Annotated in this window: 4 protein-coding genes; all 4 read left to right on the top strand. The window is 44.4% G+C overall.

The features are described from left to right. The first annotated feature begins 71 nt into the window (after positions 1-71). Positions 72-1529 (top strand): PP2C family protein-serine/threonine phosphatase, encoded by a 1458-nt coding sequence (locus AC1F2U_RS07505; RefSeq protein ID WP_480260536.1) that lies wholly within the window; start codon positions 72-74, stop codon positions 1527-1529. Between the two features lie 36 nt (positions 1530-1565). Next, positions 1566-1997 (top strand): ATP-binding protein, encoded by a 432-nt coding sequence (locus AC1F2U_RS07500; RefSeq protein ID WP_480260535.1) that lies wholly within the window; start codon positions 1566-1568, stop codon positions 1995-1997. A 523-nt stretch (positions 1998-2520) separates the two neighbouring features. Further along, a complete protein-coding gene (locus AC1F2U_RS07495) occupies positions 2521-12297 on the top strand; it encodes an SDR family NAD(P)-dependent oxidoreductase (RefSeq protein ID WP_480260534.1) in 9777 nt (3258 codons plus the stop codon). After that, positions 12294-17138: a thioester reductase domain-containing protein gene (locus AC1F2U_RS07490; RefSeq protein ID WP_480260533.1), complete on the top strand. Its 4845-nt coding sequence runs from the start codon at positions 12294-12296 to the stop codon at positions 17136-17138. The genes AC1F2U_RS07495 and AC1F2U_RS07490 overlap by 4 nt, the downstream gene beginning before the upstream one ends. Positions 17139-17233 lie beyond the last annotated feature (95 nt).

Genomic DNA, 17233 nt, shown 5'->3' with positions numbered 1-17233 from the left:
CAGATGCATTCAATCAGTTAAGCAATTCCCATGCTAAATCTTAACCCTATAATAAAGCGACAGGTCTATTTATGATCCAACAATCTTATGAAGAGAATGGCATAGCAGAGAATCAACAGCTAATTGAGGAACTGAAGTCCCTGCGGCGAGAGGTAGCTGAATTAAAAACAGAAAAAGCTGCTTTCCAAGCTCAAAAAAAGCTGCTGGAGCATTCAGTAGCAACAATCATCCGCGCTTCACCCGAAGAAGAGATGTTGAAAGCTACTTTACAAGACACGTTAGATGTTTGTAGTCAGCTTACTGGTGCCCAAAAAGGCAGTCTGTTTTTACTCGATCGCCAGGGTGCTGTCATCGATAGTATCCTCACACAAAGAGAAACAGCACAAGCGGAGCGCGATCGCTTGATTGGTTGTGTTTTAGCACAGGGGCTTGCTGGTTGGGTATACAGACAGCGCCAGATAGGATTGATCGTAGACACAGAAACCGACGATCGTTGGTTGCAGTTGCCTAATCAGCCTTACACTGTACGTTCAGCATTAGCTGTTCCCATTCTCAGGAATGAAGAGGTGTTAGGCATTCTTACCTTGCTACACCAAGAACCGGGGCACTTTAGCCTAGAAATTGCCCATCTGATGCAGCTCACTGCTGACCAAATCGCTATAGTTTTAGAAAATGCCCAGCTTTATGGGAAAATTGAAACCTATTCCAAAGCACTCAACTACGAATTAGAAAAAGGGCGGCAAATTCAGAGAGATTTTCTACCCAACGAAATCCCACAGCTACCTAATTTAGAGATTGCCACGTTTTTCTCTCCTGCGCGTCAAGTTGCTGGAGACTTCTACGACGTTTTTATGCTACCTGGCGATTACTTGGGGCTAGTTATTGCTGATGTCGCCGACAAAGGTGTAGGCGCTGCGTTATTTATGGCTTTGTTTCGGAGCTTAATCCGTATTTTTTCGGGACAAATTAGTTTGGGCGGACTCTCTATTATTGCCAATGAGGCGGAATTATCGATTTTGCTGGAGTCAGAGATGGCAACCAATTTATACCAAATTAACCCCCTGAAAGCAGTAGCACTCACGAATAACTACATCGCCCAGCAGCACGCCCAGATGAGTATGTTTGCTACGCTGTTTTTTGGCGTGCTAGATCCGGCAAATGGCATTCTCACTTATATCAATGGTGGACACGAAACTCTGTTTGTTGTCGGTGAGACTGGTATCAAAGCCAGTCTCAACTCAACCGGGCCAGCAGTAGGGATGATGCCTAATATGAAATTTAAAATTCAACAAGTACAGTTGGAACCAGGCGATATTTTAATTGGCTATACCGATGGGGTAACTGAGGCACGCAGCCCCAGCGGTCAGTTTTTTACTGAAAAGCGACTGCGATCGCTCCTAGATCGATCTGCGCTTTTGCCATCTCTCTTGCTAGAGCGTATTACAACTGATTTGTTCGCTCACATCAGCAACGCACCTCAGTTTGATGACATCACAATGCTGATTGTGCAGAGAAAGGCACAAGACTAAAATTTCATCCTTTCACTCACCCCCAATCCGTAAAATATGGAACCTTTAACTGTGCCTGGAACACTGGACTCTTTAAAGGCGATCGCAGAATATGTGATGGCAGCAGCAATGCTAGCAGGTTTGGATAAAAAAACTTCCTATAGACTGCGTTTGGCAGTGGATGAAATCGCTACAAACATCATTAATTACGGCTATAAGGCAGCAAATCGCGAAGGCATTTTGATTTTAAAAGCCGATTTTGACGATCGCTCCTTGACCATTGCGATTAAAGATACTGGTGTTCCCTTCAACCCTACTCAGAAGTTAACTCCAGATGATTTGAACAAGTCGCTACAGCAACGACAGATTGGCGGTTTGGGAGTTTATCTAGCTCTTAACAGCGTAGATCGGTTTATTTACAAACAGGATGGAAACCAAAATTGCAATATTTTAATTGTTAATCGTGACGACGGATTGGGAACCAGTTAAGTAAGTTTGCAGAAATATTAATTATAAAAAAAAGAACAATGAATTTAACAAGATACAACAACAAAAGGAGTTACAAGTTAATTTATTTTTGTTTACATAGTTTTGTTTTTCGACACCGTTGCACTTCAAACCAAGTGAATTTTATCCAAAAATCTTCCTAAAACTTGCTAGCAAATATTTACAAAGCTTTAAGTTTAATCTTTCCAAATTCTCTTTTAACGTCACTTGTAACAAATGGTCACGAAGTTAGTAACTACGAAAAAATTTCATGTATTCTCAATATTCACAAGGTCGCGACCTTGAACAGCAAATATGTCAAAAACCGACCAAAAAACGCATATATAGCAGTTGCCTTGGTAGGTTAAGACATCAACCGATCGTCAAACCCCGACACCAAGGACTTTTAAGCCTGTTGCCTATTAGCTGTTGCCTGTTATATAAAATCACCAACTAATAGGGTTGCTTGTAGAAGTGAAGACATCCCGCAACAGCAAACGTGTCTAAGTTAGTTTGGAGCTTATGAATGTTGGAGAAAATTAGTACCCTCAATGGTTTTCAGGCAAACTTAGCAGACCAAGCAGCCCTGCAAGCAGCACTGGAAACTGCACTCCTGACCCATCCAGAAATTGAAGAGTGTCGGGTATTAATCCGAGAAACAGAAACCGCAGATATGTGGTTAGTTGCCTACATAGTTGCATCAGGAAAATGTTCGTTGGCACAACTAAATGCATATTTGCGGGTTCATTCGCCAAACACTATCCTGCCTCAATCCTACGTTTGGTTATCCAGATTGCCGCTCACCAGCGAGGGACTGATTGACGATCGCCGACTAACTGATTTGGTGGCGATCGATATCGATTTGGTACAGCGTTGGGAGTCGTCTTTGCGATCGCTCCCCTCGATTAACCAAGTCGCAGTTATCGTACAAGACCAGACGAAACAACTACCACCATTACACGTTTGGGATTTGCTAGGGAATCCACAAGCAACAAAGCTCAATTTTCAATTAGAGGATTCTAGAGAAAAACTAGAATCCGGTGGCGTAAATCAAAAATTTGAGTCTTCAAAATTTCAGATTTCTCACCCAAAAGCCAAAGCAATTAGTCATGGCGAACCTTTGCAAGTTGAAACAGACGCGATCGCTAACTTAGTGGAACTCCTCCAAAGGGCAGCGTTACAAACCTCAAAGGGAATTAGTTACATCCAACCGGATGATACTTGCCAAAATCAATCCTACGAAGATTTATTAGACGCAGCTCAACGGATTTTAGCGGGTTTAAGAAAGTTGGGGCTTGTGCCTCAAGATAGAATTCTCTTTCAATTTGACCAACCTCAAGATTTCATTCCTGCTTTCTGGGGCTGTATTTTGGGCGGATTCATCCCAATTCCTTTATCCGTTCCTCAGAGTTACGATCGCTCTCATGGTTTCGTTAATAAATTAGCTCAAATCTGGCAAAGGCTAGAACCCAGTTTGGTGCTGACTAGCGAGCGATTAGCACCCGAACTGAGAGGTTCCCTGGCAGATTTACCAGTTGAGAATTTGGCGATCGCTACCCTTGATGAGTTGCAATCTCACCATCCCGATCCTAACTGGTATGTTGCTGCCCCAGATGATTTGGCAGTACTGTTTCTCACTTCTGGCAGTACAGGTACGCCGAAAGCAGTTATGCAAAGCCATCGCAGTCTCATCTGTCGTTCGGCTGCGAGTGTCCAGATGAATGGGTTTACCCAAGAAGATGTTTCCTTAAACTGGATGCCACTCGATCACGTTGCCGGATTAATATATTTCCATATTCGGGATGTGTATGTGGGTTGTCAACAAATTCATGCCGTCACCGATTGGGTGTTGCAACAACCCCTGAAATGGCTTGATTGGATGTCTGATTATCGCGTGAGTGTGACCTTTGCACCGAATTTTGCGTATGGGCTAATCAACGCCGCCGAAGCAGAACTTTCTCAGGGGCATTGGGATTTATCATCAGTGCGATACATCTTCAACGGTGCAGAAGCCATTGTCGGCAAAACTGCGAGAAGATTTCTAGAATTGCTGACAGCGCACAGACTCCCGACTACGGCAATACATCCAGCTTGGGGAATGGCTGAAACTTGTTCGGGAGTGACTTACTCTCACAATTTTTCTGGCGAATCCACTACTAATGAAGATGCATTTGTAGAAGTTGGAGCGCCAATTCCCGGATTTTCTCTGCGGATAGTTGATGCTCAAGACCAGCTCGTTGAAGAAGAAGCCATCGGACGGCTGCAAGTCAAAGGACTGACAGTAACATCCGGTTATTTTGGTCAACCGGAACTGAATTTAGAGGTTTTTACAGAAGATGGCTGGTTCAAGACGGGAGATTTAGCTTTCTTGCGACAAGGACGTTTAACAATTACAGGCAGAGAGAAAGACGTTATTATCGTCAATGGACTGAATTACTATAGTCATGAAATCGAAGCAGTTGTTGAAGAAATTGCAGGCGTAGTTGTTTCTTACACTGCGGCAGTAGCTGTACGTGATGGAGAAAGTTCAGAACAGCTAGCTATCTTCTTCCATGCAGGTAACGCGAATGAAATGCAAATTTCAACGTTAATGCAAACCATTCGCCAAAAAATTGTCCAACGTTGTGGTATAAATCCCAGCTATGTGATTCCAGTTGAGAAAGCTGTGATTCCGAAAACGGCCATTGGTAAGATCCAGCGATCGCAACTGGTTAAACGCTTTGCATCAGGTGAATTTAAACCTATCCTCCGTCAGTTTGATATCCTCAGTGGCAATGCCAACACTATACCTGACTGGTTTTATCGCCGAATTTGGTGTGTTAAGCAGTTAAGTCACAAACATCGGGAGCCAGTTAAACTTCCGACTCAGAAATTCCTTGTGTTTCTCGATGGTTTAGGTTTAGGAAATTACCTGTGTACAGAACTCGAACGCCATAACCAACCTTATATCTGCGTTGCAGCAGGTACGGATTTTATCAAATCTGAGCGGGGCGATCGCTTTACCATCAATCCCGAAAATTCCGATCACTATCGGCGGTTGCTAGAGTCTTTGGCATCGGATATTCCCACTCAGATTCTCCATTTATGGACATATAACGAGTTTATCGGTCAAGTTTCTAGTCTAGAGGAACTAGAACGTGCCCAATACTTAGGGTTATATAGCATTCTATTTTTAGTCCAAGCCTTAGCAAATGCCAAGGAAAAACACCAATTACTAAATGTAAATATTCAGTTACAAGTCATTTCTAACAACGTCCAGTTAACTAGCAGTGATGATGCGATCGCTTATGAAAAATCTACACTTATTGGATTACTTAAAACAATTCCTTTAGAACTATCTTGGTTGCACTGTCGCCACATTGACTTAGAAATTGGGTCACTGGAAACAAATGCCAATTATGTTTTAAGAGAATTAAATATTACCAAAGGTGATGGTGAAATTGCTTATCGTCAAGGTCAACGGCTAGTCTCGTCACTTGCCAAAGTCGATATGCTTGTTAGTCCAACCCAGGAAATACCAATTAAACTAGGGCAGACTTATCTGGTAACAGGCGGATTGGGTGGAATTGGGACTTCAGTTTGCCAATATTTACTTCAGCAATTTGGTGTGCGATTGCTGATTGTTGGCAGAACAAACTTGCCACCAGAAACAGAATGGTCGCAGCATCTCGACGGGAATACAGCGATCGCCAAGCGATTGAAAAATTATCGATCGCTCATGGCAATAGGTGGTGATTTCTTATACAAGCCTGTTGATATCTGCGATCTAACTTGCTTGCAGCAGGCTGTTACTGAAGCAGAGTTGAGATGGAATCAACCCTTGGCAGGAATTATTCATCTCGCAGGTGAAGGCGATCTCAAACACCACTGGACGGTGATGGAAAATCACTGGATAGCTGTGGCTACACTAGAAAGCTTTCGTACCATGCTGCGCCCGAAAGTTCAGGGCACTTGGACGCTTTTTCAACTGATTCAGAATCGACCAGATGCCCTTTTCATCGGCTTTTCTTCTGTAAATAGTGTATTTGGGGGAGCAACCTTTAGTGCCTATGCTGCTGCCAACAGTTTTTTAGATGGTTGTTGTCAGTATCAGCAATACCATTACCATCCTGATACTTACTGCTTTAACTGGAGCCAGTGGGATGATGTTGGTATGAGCGAGGGAAACCCCATGCACAGCCGGGAAGCAGCTCATCGCTTGGGCTATCAGAGTATTACTCAAGAACAGGGTTGGCGTTCCTTACTAGCAGGTTTATCGCGTCATCAACCGCAGCTGATTGCCGGTTTAGATGGCAGCAATCCCCATATTCGTCGATATCTGAAGACAGAAGCCGATAACGTCCAGAAATTAACCGCTTATGTCAGCACTGTGGATGGTGCAGGGTTGCATGGTTGGGAGCAAACTTTGGGAGTTGGCGATCGCTTTGGGACTCCTAGCCATTGTGAAATTGTACAGCTTGCGGAAATGCCCTTAACACAAACGGGTACGATAGACATTGCCAAAATTATTGGCAGCAATCAGAAGCACAACCAACCTTGGCAAGTCGTTTTGCCCCAAACTGACATTCAACGCCAGATAGCTCAAATATGGCAAGACATACTGGGCATTTCTTCAGTGAGTATCGATCGCAACTTTTTTGAACTAGGTAGCAGTTCGCTCACCTTAGTTCGGGTTCACGATCGGTTACAAAAACAATTTGGGCAACATCTGTCACTGATTGACTTGTTCCAATATCCAACTATTCAGACGCTAGCAGAGTTTCTGAATCAAGCTCAAATGCCATTGCCGGAGCGATCGCAATTATCGCCATCCGATCGCGTGGGTAAGATGAAAAGTACCCAGCAATTAGAAATTGCCATCATCGGTATGTCTGGGCGTTTTCCAGGAGCCAAAACACTCGATGAATTCTGGGAAAACTGCTGTAATGGCGTGGAATCGATTTCATTTTTCAGCGATGAAGAACTGGAGTTAGCCGGAATCGATCCCTCATCCTTTAATGACGCCAATTATGTAAAAGCCAGTGGTATCTTATCTGACATTGATTTATTTGATGCGGCGTTTTTCGATATCTCTCCCAAAGAAGCCCAAATCATCGACCCGCAGCATCGTCTATTCCTAGAATGTGCTTGGGAAACACTCGAAAATGCTGGTTACGACCCTGCAACTTATACAGGGTCAATCGGGGTTTATGCAGGCATGGGGATGAATCTTTATGCAGGTCGAACCTACTGGAACCACAATCTTTACCCAAATCGGGAGCGACTAGAATACGTTGATGACTCGCAACTGGCGATCGCTAATGGTGCAGATTTTCTTCCCACGCGGGTTTCATACAAATTGAACTTGCAAGGACCCAGCGTCAACGTGCAAACCGCTTGCTCAACTTCTTTGGTTGCCGTCCATCAGGCGTGTCAGAGTTTGATTCAGGGAGAATGCGATATGGCTCTGGCTGGTGCTGCGGCGATCGCAGTACCCCAAAAATCTGGTTATCGGTATCAGCCAGGGATGATTCTTTCACCCGACGGTCACTGCCGAGCATTTGACGCTAACTCTCAAGGAACTGTTGGCGGAAATGGCGTTGGCATTGTGATGTTGAAACGATTGGCAGATGCGATCGCGGATGGAGATAATATTTACGCCGTCATTAAGAGTTCTGCGATTAATAACGATGGCTCCCAAAAAATCAGCTATACGGCTCCCAGCGTTCAGAGACAGGCAGCAATGATTGCCCAAGCGCAAGCGATCGCAGATATTAATCCAGAAACTATTACTTACATTGAAACCCACGGAACTGGAACGACTCTCGGCGATCCGATTGAAATTGCAGCGTTAACCCAAGCATTTCGTAGCAAAACACAGAAGCAACAATTTTGCGCTATCGGTTCTGTGAAGACTAACATCGGACATTTAGATACAGCTTCAGGCATAGCAGGATTGATTAAAACAGTTTTGGCACTCAAACACCGATTGCTACCGCCTAGCCTAAATTTTAAACATCCCAATCCCAAGATTGATTTTGCTAACAGTCCATTTTATGTAAATACAACTCTATCAGACTGGCAAACAGACCAAACGCCTCGGCGGGCTGGCGTAACTTCTTTGGGTGTTGGCGGTACGAATGTGCATGTGATTTTGGAGGAAGCGCCGGGGGAGAGGGGCAGCACTTCGGCTACGCTCAGTGACCAAGGGGCAGAGGGGCAGGGGAGCAGGGGAGTAGCTTCACACGTCTTGACGCTTTCGGCAAAAACTGAGACAGCGTTACGGGAATTAGCTCGGCGGTATGTGGGGTTTCTAGAGTCTCATTCAGAAGTATCTTTGAGAGATATTTGCTATACGAGTAATGTGGGGCGATCGCATTTTGATTATCGGCTGGCCTTGGTTGCCGATTCACCCGCACAATTGAGAAATCAACTCACAACATTTATTGCCGAAAATCAGCGCACTCGCTCTCAGCCTCCAGGGGTAGCTTTCCTGTTCACTGGGCAAGGTTCGCAGTATATCGGCATGGGACGAGAACTTTACGAAACCCAACCTGTTTTTCGGCAAGCCATAGAACGCTGTGCTGAAATTCTGAACTCGTTATTAGAGCAACCATTGTTAGAAGTGCTGTATCCATTAGGGGAAAGGGAAAAGGGAAAAGGGGAAAGGGAAAAAAATTTAGCGCGTCATATTCTAGATGAGACTGGCTATACCCAACCTGCCTTATTTGCTCTGGAATATGCATTATCTGAGTTATGGCAATCTTGGGGTATCAAGCCTAGTGTTGTTATGGGTCATAGTGTGGGCGAATATGTTGCTGCAACTGTTGCAGGTGTATTCAGTCTGGAAGATGGATTGAAACTCATCGCCGCACGGGGTAAATTGATGCAAGCACTACCGCAGACAGGGGCAATGGTAGCGGTATTTACGGATTTGGCACAAGTGTGTGCGGCGATCGATTCATTGCCGGAGGTGGCGATCGCTGCAATCAACGCACCAAGGCAAATCGCGATCTCTGGTACAACTGCGGCGATCGCATCGGCTGTGGCTATCTTAGAAGCCAGAGGAGTGCAAACAAAGTCACTGAAAGTTTCCCATGCTTTTCATTCGCCGTTGATGCAACCAATGGTGGCAGAGTTTGGGCAGATTGCTCGGCAAGTGAGCTACCGTACACCAAATCCGAATATTCGCTTTATTTCTAATATCACAGGGCAATTGGCAGGAGTGGAGATTAGCACGCCTGAATATTGGGTGCAGCATATTTTGCAGTCAGTGCAATTTGCTAACAGTATTGTCAGCCTGTCAGCGTTAGGAAATTTGGCTTGTTTGGAAGTGGGGCCGCACCCAATTTTGGTAAGCATGGGTCGTCAGTGTATCCCAGAATCACGACATCTGTGGCTGGCAAGCCTCAAATCGCAAGAATCAGATTGGCAGCAGATGTTGGGCAGTTTAGCGGCGTTGTATGAGCAGGGAATATCGGTGAACTGGTCGGAGTTTCATCGGGGATCTGAGCATCGGCGCGTGGTGTTGCCGAATTATCCCTTTGAGCGATCGCGTTTTTGGGTTGAACCAAACAATGTTCAAATCTCCTCAGCAAATCTCAAATCTTCTTATCCTCTGCTCGGTTCTAGATTGCACCTGGCAGACTCGAAAGAGATTCGTTTTCAGACGCAAATTAATTCTAATTTTCCTGCTTTTTTAGCTGACCATTGCATTTATGGCAAAGTAATCATGCCGGGAACTGCCTATCTAGAGATGGTTTTAGGGGCAGCAGCTAAGGTTTTGAAATCCAAAAATTTAATTTTAGAAAATGTCCTATATAAACGGGCATTAATCCTATCAGAAAATGAAAAAACACTCCAGCTAATTCTTCAGCCAACGGAACAACAGGGATATTCCTTTGAAATTTTTAGTTGTGAATTAGATGAGGAAGACTCTTCACCCTCTTGGATGCTGCATGTTTCTGGAAATGTCACCGCATCCAATCTCAAACCATCGATGGAACTTTCTGCAACGCACTGGCTCCACAAGAAAGTAGCTTCCCACAACCAAGCCGAACATTATCAACAATTTCTTCAACGGGGAGTTGATTATGGTGCTAGTTTTCGGGGAGTTAAACAGTTGTGGCTGGATTCAGAAGAAGTGATAGGGGAGATTGAGTTACCCCAAATATGCGTTTTAGAAACAGACACCTATCAGTTTCATCCAGCATTATTGGATGCCTGTTTTCAGGTTTTGCAAGCTAAATTCCCACAAGATAGTAGCAAAGAGTCTTATGTGCCGATCGCCATCAAGCGATTGCAATTTTGCGATCGCCCCAGTAACCGACTATGGAGCATCGGCAGAGTACATCCTAGCGAGAACAGTGGCAAAACGCTCATTAGCGATTTGCAATTAGTTGCAGATGATGGTGAGATTATAGCGGTTGTTGAAGGTCTGCAAGTTCAAAGGGTCGCTTCGGCAACATTGACAGTTTCTCCTCAAGTTCCCCCAGATTGGTTGTATCAAATCGAGTGGCGACCTCAAGCCCGAAGGGAGCGATCGCAGGTTACACAACAAAACTGGCTGATTCTAGCGGATAGTCAAGGTATAAGTCAGCAACTTGCTCAACGGTTTCTAGAACGAGGAGATACCTGTATCCTAGTTTTTCCCGGACAAAAATACGAAATGTTGAGCGAGTTCGAGTTTACGCTCGATACTCAAAACCCAGAACATTTTCAGCAGTTGCTTTCGGAAATCCTTAGCAAGCGATCGCATGTCTCAGGAGTGGTACAGTTGCCCTGCCTGGGAACTGAAGAAACTGCACCAACCTTAACGGTGGAAGATTTGGCAGCAGCAACCCGTATTAGCTGTGGCAGTACTTTGTACTTGGTGCAAGCTTTAGTGAAAACGATGGGTACAAAACCGCCTCAGTTATGGGTGGTCACTAAAGGAGCAGTTTCCGGTGGTGCTGGGTTAGTTCAATCGCCTCTATGGGGAATGGGAAAGGCGATCGTCAGAGAACACCCAGAACTCCAACTTCGCTTGGTGGATTTAGACACGCAAGAAAATAATGGGCTAAGTCAAAACCCTCTTGATGAAATGTTTGCAGAGTTGACATCACCCGATGAAGAGAATCAAATTGCATTCCGTAATGGGATGCGTCAAGTGGCAAGGCTCATTCCTTACCGTAATCCAAATCAAGCAGATATCCCCATCCATTCAGATAGTACCTACTTCATTACTGGTGGATTAGGGGGACTGGGACTGCTAATTGCCCATTGGTTAGTAGAACGTGGGGCAAAGCACTTAGTCCTCATGGGACGCAGGGGAACAAATGAACACAGCGATCGCCAGATTCAGCAACTTCAGGCGCAAGGTGTATCGGCGATCGCGATGCAAGCTGACGTATCTGTACAGTCACAGGTGGCAGAAGTATTGGCAGAAATTAGCCGCAGCCACCCGCCTCTACGGGGCATTATCCATGCCGCCGGAGTTTGGGATGACGGGGTTTTACTCCAGCAAACTTGGGAGCGCTTTCATCGAGTCATGGCACCGAAAGTCCAAGGTGCTTGGAATCTCCACACATTAACCCAAGACTTGCCGCTCGATTTCTTCATCTTGTTTTCTTCTGCCACTTCTGTTTTAGGTTCCGCCGGTCAAGCTAACTACTGCGCTGCCAATGCCTTTTTAGACGCTCTAGCACATTATCGTCATCAATTGGGGTTATCGGGATTGAGTATTAACTGGGGAGCTTGGGCTGAGATTGGTATAGCAGCAAAGCGTCAACTTGGCAAGCAACTGCAAGATCGGGGAATAGAAATGATGTCGCCATCCCAAGGTTTACAAGCTTTAGAGCAGAGCTTTTCCTGGGAGGTTGCTCAAGTAGGTGTGATGCCGCTCAATTGGCTGACATTTATGCAGCAATTCTCACCAGGGACTTGTCCGGCATATTTGGCATTTTCTCAGGTGGGGGTTGCTCAATCGGCATCACCACCGCCGATGGAAATTCAGCAGCAATTGCAAACTCATGACTTCGGTGATCGCTTGCAGATTTTAACCATTTACCTGAAAGAAAAGATTGCGAAAGTGTTGGGTTGTTCTGTGGAGCGAGTCGATGCCAGTCAGCCACTGAGCAAAGCCGGACTAGATTCTTTGATGGCGATCGAAATCCGCAATCGCATCATCACAGAACTGGGAATTGACCTTTCTTTAGAAAAGTTTGTTGAAGGTTCCAGCATCAACCAACTAGCAGACCTGTTATTGAAACAGCTAGCTTTACAGGGACTCAACGAAAATTCGGCGACAGAAATCACTGAGGATGTGGAAGAAATAATACTATGAACCTAAATGCCCTTTTAGCCGAGCTTTCAGACCGGGGAGTGAAATTATTAGTTGATGGGGAACAACTCCGCATTCAAGCGCCTAAAGGAGTTATCACTCCCGATCTACGGAATGCTTTAGCTAACAATAAAGTAGAGCTAATCCGGTTACTACATCAGAACAAAATCGGTGCTGCTTCCATCCCTTTGGTTCCAATTTCACAAACGCAAAATGTGCCGGTATCCTTCCAGCAGGAACGCCTGTGGATTTTGGCCCAGTTAGCTGCTGTAGAATCTGCTCATAATATTGCTCAAGCCTTGCGGTTGAATGGCGATTTGGATTTAAACTGCCTGGAAAAAAGTCTTAATGAAATTTTCCGTCGCCACGATGTCTTTCAGACAACATTTGGGGTGTGGGAAGGCAATCCCGTGCAAAATATTGCTGCACCAGAACCTTTTACATTATCTGTTTTCAGTCTTGAGCATTTAGATGCAACCGAACAATTAAAAACTTTCTGGCAACTTGCAGATGAAGCAGCCGAAGCTCCTTTTGATTTGGCGATCGCTCCTTTATGGCGGATTAAACTCATTCGCTTAAATGCACGCGAGCATATTCTCTTGCTCGTCATTCACCACATTGTCAGCGATATGATCTCAATGGGTTTATGGATTCGGGAACTGGCGACAGTCTACAGTCATTTCTACAAGGGACAGCCTTCTCCACTGCCAGAACCTGCGATCCAATATCGAGACTTTGCCGTATGGCAACGCCAGTGGCTCAACAATGATGCACTCAAAAACGAACTAGCTTACTGGAAACAGCAACTAGAGGGGGCATCATTTGAATTAAAGTTACCCATTGACCATCCCCGACCGCCACTCCAGAATTTCCAGGGTCGGCGAAAGTTTTTTAAACTCGATCCTGTTATGTGGGCTGCAATCAAACAACGAAGTCACGAACAAATGGGAATTACTTCCTTTATGACTTTCGTAGCGGCGTTTAAAGCTTTGATTTATTTGTGTTCTCAGCAGGAAGATATTTTAATTGGCTTTACCGCCTCTGGTCGAGTTCATCCGCAAGTGGAGTCGCTGATTGGTTTTTTTGGCTACCCTTTGTTGCTGCGTACAGATTTGTCTGGCAATCCCACTTTCGCCGAAGTACTCAGCCGAGTGCGATCGGTGTTGTTATCTGCTTATGCTCACCAAAATGTCCCCTTTGGTAAAGTCGTTGAAGTCATGGGGTCGAGTCGGGTTGCACAAGATACTCCCTTTTTTCAAACATTCCGCACCGGATTAAGCTATGTCAACAGCCAACTACCGAGCGACCTAACAAATTTACCCAATCTGACGTTTTCATTGATTGACGAGGGAATTTGGGGGCCTACTGATTTAGATTTATATACCTACATTTACGAAGTCGGAGCAGATTTACAAATAGGAATTGCATATAACACCGACATATTTGAAAGTGAAACAATCGACGCTTTTGGTAACGCTTTATTCCAAATTTTAGAACAATGGGTTGAGTCAAAAGATATTCGCCTCAATGAATTTAGATTACCAACAGACCTTGATAGAAAAGCAAGATTAGCCAGGAGTCGATACCAAAAACAAAAGCTGGCGATCGCAGCTACTTTTACTGCCGATTTAGTTGGAGATTCTCTAAATTTCTGGATGCGGCAACTCAATTTACCCTCAGAAATTACCTTTGCCCCCTACAATCAAGTTTTTCAACAACTGCTGACTCCTGATAGTCTGTTATCGCAAAATGAAACGGGAGTCAATATTGTTCTAGTGCGGTTAGAAGATTGGGTTAGGTCTGAGAATTCACGAGAGTTATCTAGTAACGAACAAAAAATTTCCATTGAGCGCAATACTCAAGATTTAGTTCTGGCATTACGTCAAAGCTGCGAACGTACTAAAATTCCCCATTTGCTTTGTTTATTGCCAAGTAATTCAACAATTGCTGATGCAGAAATAGCAATTTTTTTGCAATCAGTGGAAGCAAATTTATTAATAGAACTTGCCGATATTAGTGGAGTACATATTATTAATTATCAGGAGTTAGCAACAAGCTACCCGGTAACTAACTTCTATGATGCTTATAGCGATGAAATCGGACATATTCCATTTACGCCAGCATTCTTCACCGCGTTAGGAACAATGTTGGCGAGAAAAATTCACTGCCTACATAGACCGCCTTATAAAGTAATTGTCTTAGACTGCGATCAAACCTTATGGCAAGGTGTTTGTGGCGAGGATGGAGTTGAGGGCATTGTCATAGATTCATCCTATCAAGCATTGCAAGAATTTATGATTCAGCAGTGCGATCGCGGAATGTTGCTATGTCTGTGCAGCAAAAATAATCAAGCAGATGTCTTTGCTGTATTAGACCAACGCTCCGATATGCGGCTAAAGCGTCACCATTTGGCAGCTTGGCAGATTAATTGGCAGACTAAATCAGAAAACTTAAAATTGCTGTCTCAAGAACTAGGGCTGAGTTTAGATAGCTTCATTTTTATTGATGACAACCCCATCGAATGCGCTGAAGTCCGCTATCACTGTCCAGAAGTCTTAACCCTGCAATTGCCCACAAATGCCATTGAAATTCCCCAATTCCTGGCTCATACCTGGGCATTCGATCGTCTAAACATCACTGTAGAGGATCGACAGCGAACGATTGTTTACCAGCAAAATCGCCAACGTCAGCAAGCGGCAAACGAATCTCTCACGTTGCGAAATTTCCTCAATAGCCTCAATCTGCAAGTGGATATTATGGAAATGCAGCCCTCCCAGGTAGATCGTGTTGCTCAACTAACGCAGCGAACAAATCAATTTAACACCACCACCTTACGCAGAACGTCGGCTGAAATTAAAACCTTTTGTCTGTTAGACACTCATACTTGCTATGTTGTGGATGTAAAAGACCGCTTTGGGAATTATGGTTTGGTAGGAATGATGATGGTACAAACCACAGCGTCAGCCCTGGTGGTAGATACCTTATTACTCAGTTGTCGAGTGTTGGGCAGAGGAGTTGAGTATCAAATGCTCAATTTCCTGGGTAAAATTGCCCTGGCACGCGGACTGAAGCAGATCGATATTATTTACAAGCCCAGTTCTAAAAACCAGCCTATTGGGGATTTTCTAGAACAGTTGGTAGCAATTAACAAGGAATATTTAGCAGAAAGCTATTGCTATAAGTTATCAGCAGATGTTTGTCGAGCGATCGCTATTGCTTCTGAACGATTAGACAAAGAAGCAAAACATTCGGCATCTGAAGGCAGTTTAACGCAAAGCGATCGGGCAATACCCCAACAATCCGCCAATTACACCGCCTTATTCCAAAAAATTGCTTCAGATTGGCATACACCAGACCAAATTCTCCAGCAAATTGAGGAGTCTCAAGTTCAATACCAACAACAGCATCAGACATTTGTTGCACCCCGCACCGAAACCGAGAAACACTTAGCTGAACTGTGGCAAAACTTACTTCACAGATCCCCACTCAGCATCTACGATAACTTCTTCGATTTGGGAGGCAATTCTTTGTTGGCAGTGCAACTGCTGTCTCGGTTGCGAGAAACCTTCCATGTAACCATACCTATTCATCAATTATTGGAAGTTCCAACAATTGCGGGAGTGGCTCAAGTAATTGAAGCGATCGCTCAGACAGGAATGGCTGCTAATTTAGCGATCGATTTGGCAGCAGAGGCTGTCTTAGATCCGGCAATTCGTCCAACGACAGCATTCAAGTTTATCGCTCAACCCCAGGCGATTTTCTTAACTGGAGCAACTGGTTTTCTAGGTGCGTATTTAGTAGAAGAACTCCTGCAACAGACCACGGCTAATGTTTATTGCTTAGTGCGAGCGCAGAATCTAGAACAAGGCAGCCAACGTATCCAAAGCCATTTGCAAGCACATGGACTTTGGCAAGAACAGTTTCGCTCTCGCATCATTCCAGTCATTGGTGATTTGGCGTTGCCGAACTTAGGTTTGAACGAGTCACAATTCCATCAACTTAGCCATCAAATTGATGTCATCTATCACAATGGTGCTCTCGTCAATTTTCTTTATCCCTACACAAAACTCAAAGCAGCCAATGTACTGGGAACTCAGGCGATTTTGCGTCTAGCAGCTCAAACAAAAGTCAAGCCCGTACATTTTGTTTCGACGCTGGGCATCTTTTCTGCTTCTGCTTATGCAAATGCTAACTACATTCAAGAATCCGATGGATTGGCAGAATTTGAAGGGTTGCAAGGGGGTTATTTACAGAGTAAATGGGTGGCAGAAAAGCTAGTTATGCAAGCACGCGATCGCGGACTTCCTGTATGCATCTACAGACCTGGTGCAATTTCAGGACACAGCCAAACGGGAATCGCCAATGTGGATGACTTCTTTTGCAGCCTGACTAAAGGCTGTATCGAACTAGGTATGGTGCCGGATTTGGAATTTCCGCTCGATCTGACCCCAGTTGATTATGGTAGCAGGGCGATCGTTCACCTCTCTCAAAACCCTGACTCCTTCGGCAAGGCATTTCACCTTGTTTCTCCTGATTGTCTGTCTTGGCGTAATTGGTGTGACTTAGTTCGGTCTTTGGGCTATTCGCTAGAGCAAGTTTCTTACCATGAGTGGTATGCTAAATTGCTACACAATGCAGAACACAATATTCCAAATGCTTTACATGCTTTCCTGCCATTGTTAGACGAACAATTATTAAAGAACGTGCAGTTACCAGCATTTGATTGCCAAAATACATTGACTGGACTTACTGACACCAATATTATTTATCCAATAATAAATACCGAATTACTCAATATCTACTTTGCCTACTTCAAGAAAAGTGGCTTTTTGATTGAAGTTTAGCCAATACTTGTCGGTTAAGGGGGAAAGGGGAAGGGGGAAAGGGAAATTAAAAACCCTTAACCCTTACCAAAAACAAACTTTGGGTTCAAAATGCA

The organism is Nostoc sp. LEGE 12454 (assembly GCF_056620565.1).
Note: the sequence above shows the minus strand (reverse complement) of the source record. Positions and strands in the feature narration are given on the sequence as shown.

Bases quoted from the DNA above. Each gene is read 5' to 3' on its own strand.
- AC1F2U_RS07505 (WP_480260536.1), top strand. From the start codon at position 72: ATGATCCAACAATCTTATGAAGAGAATGGCATAGCAGAGAATCAACAG.
- AC1F2U_RS07500 (WP_480260535.1), top strand. From the start codon at position 1,566: ATGGAACCTTTAACTGTGCCTGGAACACTGGACTCTTTAAAGGCGATC.
- AC1F2U_RS07495 (WP_480260534.1), top strand. From the start codon at position 2,521: ATGTTGGAGAAAATTAGTACCCTCAATGGTTTTCAGGCAAACTTAGCA.
- AC1F2U_RS07490 (WP_480260533.1), top strand. From the start codon at position 12,294: ATGAACCTAAATGCCCTTTTAGCCGAGCTTTCAGACCGGGGAGTGAAA.